General features: G+C 30.0%; 4 protein-coding genes and 1 tRNA gene. 2 read left to right on the forward strand and 3 right to left on the reverse strand.

Going from position 1 to position 4,363, the window contains the following annotated elements:
• Positions 1–1,106: cytochrome ubiquinol oxidase subunit I (locus ABY863_RS12970; protein ID WP_372795507.1), on the reverse strand; the 1,106-nt coding region annotated here is incomplete at its 3' end.
• A 166-nt stretch (positions 1,107–1,272) separates the two neighbouring features.
• Positions 1,273–2,574, reverse strand: coding sequence for a ribosome biogenesis GTPase Der (gene der / locus ABY863_RS12975; protein WP_372795509.1), 1,302 nt, complete (start codon positions 2,572–2,574; stop codon positions 1,273–1,275).
• A gap of 120 nt (positions 2,575–2,694) precedes the next feature.
• Between der and ABY863_RS12980 the strand changes: the two genes are divergently transcribed.
• Positions 2,695–3,198 (forward strand): GTP-binding protein, encoded by a 504-nt coding sequence (locus ABY863_RS12980; RefSeq protein ID WP_372795511.1) that lies wholly within the window; start codon positions 2,695–2,697, stop codon positions 3,196–3,198.
• A gap of 111 nt (positions 3,199–3,309) precedes the next feature.
• Here the strand turns inward: ABY863_RS12980 and era are convergent, their stop codons facing one another.
• Positions 3,310–4,191: a GTPase Era gene (gene era, locus ABY863_RS12985; RefSeq protein WP_372795513.1), complete on the reverse strand. Its 882-nt coding sequence runs from the start codon at positions 4,189–4,191 to the stop codon at positions 3,310–3,312.
• 96 nt (positions 4,192–4,287) lie between these two features.
• Between era and ABY863_RS12990 the strand changes: the two genes are divergently transcribed.
• Positions 4,288–4,360, forward strand: a tRNA-Met gene (locus tag ABY863_RS12990).
• The last annotated feature ends 3 nt before the right edge of the window (positions 4,361–4,363 follow it).

Consider the following 4,363-nt stretch of genomic DNA (forward strand, 5'->3'; position numbering starts at 1 on the left):
GGAAACGGAACTAAGAACATTATTGACCAAAGTAAGGGTTTGAAAGAATATAGTTTTTTTCTCCATAAAAAGAAAGCTGCCAATCCCATAATGGCTATAAAAATAGTTCCTAAACCAACCATAATATGATAGGAATAATAGAGAGCAGGAATATTAGTGGGTAATTCTTCTTTTTTAAATTGATCCATTCCTGGAATTTGTTTATTCCAGTCTTGATATGTTAAAAAACTTAGAATGTTTGGAACGGCTATTTTATTGTCTAATTTTTTTCTTACCATATCAGGTTGTCCAATAAGTACAATCTCGGCTCCAGCTTCTTCAGTTTTAAAAATCCCTTCCATTGCGGCAAATGCTGCAGGTTGATATTTAGCAACATTTTTAGCATTTAAGTCTCCCGTTGGAAAAGCAAGAAGTAAACTTGAGACCAATCCAAAGATGATTCCTGTTTTTAAAAATAATTTACCGTATTCAATGTTTTTATTTCTTAATACATAAAAAGCACCAATACTTGCAACTACAAAGGCTGAGGTTGTAAGAGATGCAATTTGGTTGTGTAAGAAAGCTGGAAATAGCCAAGGATTACTAAACAATGCTGAAAAATTTTCTAGTACAAATTTACCATTTTCCAAAATCTCATAACCTACTGGGTGTTGCATCCAAGCATTAGTAGCCAAAATTAAATATCCACTAGCCCAAGATCCTAGGAAGACTAAAAAACCTGTTAAAAAATGTAGCTTTTGTCCCATTAGTTTTTCACCAAAAATAAACAAGGCTAAGAATGAAGATTCTAAAAAGAAAGAAAACAGTCCTTCCATAGCTAATGTTTGACCAATAATGCCTCCTGTAAGTTCAGAAAATTTAGCCCAATTGGTTCCAAATTGAAATTCCATAGGAATTCCAGTTACAACTCCCATTGTGAAATTAACAGCAAATATTTTCATTAAAAATTTAGCTGCGTTATTGTATTTTTCAATGTTAGTTTTTAAAAATCGCCATTTATAATAAACAATTATTAATGATAAACCCATTGTTAATTGGGGAAATATATAGTGAAAAGTGATAGTAAAGGCAAATTGCAATCTATCGTAGAAAATCATATCTTCCATAATGTTTCTGATTTTTAAATCAGAAACAAAATTACAATTTTATTAGTAATACTATGTTCTTTAGATAACATAAGAAGTTAAAAAAAGAGTAATTAAAACGTGATGATGCATAACTTTTTAATTTAAAGAATGCCACTAAAATAATATTAAAAAAAGTTATAATTAATTACTTCTGTCTAAAATAAATTACAATTGGCACACCTTTAAAATCATAAATTTCACGCAATTTGTTTTCAACAAAACGTTTGTATGGCTCTTTAACGTATTGCGGTAAGTTACAGAAAAACACAAACTGAGGTGTTGGTGTTGGTAACTGCATGCAATACTTTATTTTAACAAATTTACCTTTAATAGCAGGTGGTCCATGATGTTTTACAATATCTAACATCGTCTCATTTAACTTACTAGTTGGAATTCGTTTTTTTCTATTTTCAAAAACTTCAACAGCAGTTTCAATTGCTTTAAAAATACGTTGTTTGGTTAAGGCACTAATAAATAAGATTGGAACATCAGTAAATGGAGCAATTTCTCTTCTAATCTTAGCTTCAAAATCACGCATGGTATTGGTTTCTTTTTCAATCAAATCCCATTTGTTCACTAAAATTACAACACCCTTTTTATTTTTTTCGGCTAACCAAAAAATATTTTCATCTTGTCCTTCAAAATCACGAGTTGCATCAATTACTAAAATTGCAACATCACAATATTCAATGGCTCTAACAGCTCTCATAACTGTGTAAAACTCTAAATCTTCTTTTACTTTTGATTTTTTTCTAATTCCAGCGGTATCAATTAAATTAAAATCGAATCCAAAACGGTTGTATTTTGTATCTATAGAATCTCGCGTAGTACCAGCAATATCAGTTACAACAAATCGGTCTTCACCAATTAAAGAATTGATAAAAGATGATTTTCCTGCATTAGGTCTACCAACCACAGCAAAACGAGGTAAAACATGTTCTTCCTCAGCTTCATCTTCTAATTTTTCAGCTAAAGCATCTAATAATTCGCCAGTTCCACTTCCATTCATTGAAGAAATTGTATAGTATTCTCCTAAGCCAAGATTGTAAAATTCAACCGCATCTGCATCACGCATAGCATTGTCAACTTTATTAATTGCCATAAAAATTGGTTTTTTTACTTTACGTAAAAGATTGGCAACTTCAGTATCCATTGGAGTAATTCCACATTCTACATCAACAACAAAAACGATAATATCAGCTTCATCAATAGCTAATTGAACTTGCTTTCTTATTTCTTCTTCAAAAACATCATCTGAGCCAATTGCGTAACCACCAGTATCAATTAGTGAGAAATTTTTTCCATTCCAATCACTTTTCCCATAATTTCTGTCACGTGTAACACCACTTATTGAATCAACAATTGCCTCTCTTCTTTGTACTAGGCGATTAAACAAAGTTGATTTCCCAACATTAGGTCTTCCTACAATGGCTACAATATTACTCATTAGGTTTTTTTTAATTTTTTGCAAAAGTAAGTAATTTTAATTTGAAAATTAGAGTATTACTATCTCTAAATTAGTTATTTGATAAAAAATAGTATATTTCAATCCTAAAAAAATCAAACAATGAGTGAGCAAAAGAATAGTGATGTTTTTTTACGTCCGAGGTTTAAAATGAATTTTAATGAAAGTCAACAAGAATTATTAAATAAGTTTAAGAAAAACTTAGAAGATGGAAACTGTAAATATTGTAGTAAAATTGTTGATGGGCATATTGTAATTGATGTTCCTGTTGAAGAAAATCATTTTTGGTCACCACAGTTAAATATTGAAATAGAAAAAACGGAAGATAATAAAACCATTGTTAAAGGCTTATTTGGTCCAAAACCACAAGTTTGGACTTTGTTCATGTTTTTTCATTTTGCGATGGCAGTTGCTTTTATTAGTTTTTTGGTAATGGCTTATGTGCAATGGACATTAAAAAGTGATTATTTATTTGCTTTAATTGTGGTAATTGGGTTGCCAATATTATGGGTAATCATGTATTTTTTTGGGCGTTTGGGAAAAAAAACTGGGCGCAAACAAATGAATGAACTTCATGAATTTATGATGAAAACATTAGATAAATAAGGTTTAAAGTTTTATAAGTGCAAAGGCAGCAAAGAACCAAAGCTAAAGTTTATACTTGAAAGAATAAAAGTGAACAATAAAAAACACACTTTAACTTTATATTAGATATAACTAATCGTTATAACCAAAACGACGTAATTGTCGTTTATCACTTCTCCAATTTTTATTTACTTTAACATACAATTCTAAGTGAATTTTTTTGTCGAAGAATTTTTCTAAATCTTTACGAGCTTCAATACCAACACGTTTTAAAGCAGCTCCTTTATGACCAATAATAATTCCTTTCTGAGTTTCACGTTCCACCATAATAACGGAACGTATTTTAATAATTTTTTCACTTTCAAAAAATTCTTCAGTGTCAACTTCTACTGAATAAGGAATTTCTTTTTTGTAATGTATTAATATTTTTTCACGAATTGCTTCGTTTACAAAAAAGCGTTCTGGTTTATCTGTTAATTGATCTTTTGGATAAAAAGCTGGAGATTCAGGTAAAACTTCTAGGATTCTATTAAATACACCTTCTACATTAAAATTTTCAAGTGCAGATATTATTGAAACTTCAGCATTTGGAACTTTCTCTTTCCAATACAATAATTTTTCTTCAACCTCTTCTTGAGAAGAAGTATCTATTTTATTAATTAATAAAAGAACTGGAATTTTGGAATTTTGAATTTTATTAAAGAATTTTTCATCTTTTAATTCTCTTTCACCAATTTCAACCATATAAATAAGTACATCAGCATCTTCAAAAGCTGATTTTACAAAACCCATCATAGATTCTTGTAATTCATAGGCTGGTTTTATAATTCCGGGAGTGTCAGAAAAAAGGATTTGAAAATCCTCTCCATTAACAATTCCTAAAATTCTGTGTCTGGTTGTTTGTGCTTTTGAAGTGATAATTGATAATCGTTCACCAACAAACGCATTCATAAGTGTTGATTTACCAACGTTTGGATTACCAATAATATTTACATAACCTGCTTTATGCTTCATTTTCAATATTTAAGGGTGCAAAGGTACTCTTAAATATTTTTATTTTAATAAATCTTGTTGGTTTTTTAAAAAAATGTGTATCTTTGCAGTCGAAATCGCGGGATAGAGCAGTAGGTAGCTCGTCGGGCTCATAACCCGAAGGTCACAGGTTCGAGTCCTGTTCCCGCTACTA

Source organism: Lutibacter sp., assembly GCF_041562875.1.
Taxonomy (GTDB): Bacteria; Bacteroidota; Bacteroidia; order Flavobacteriales; family Flavobacteriaceae; genus Lutibacter.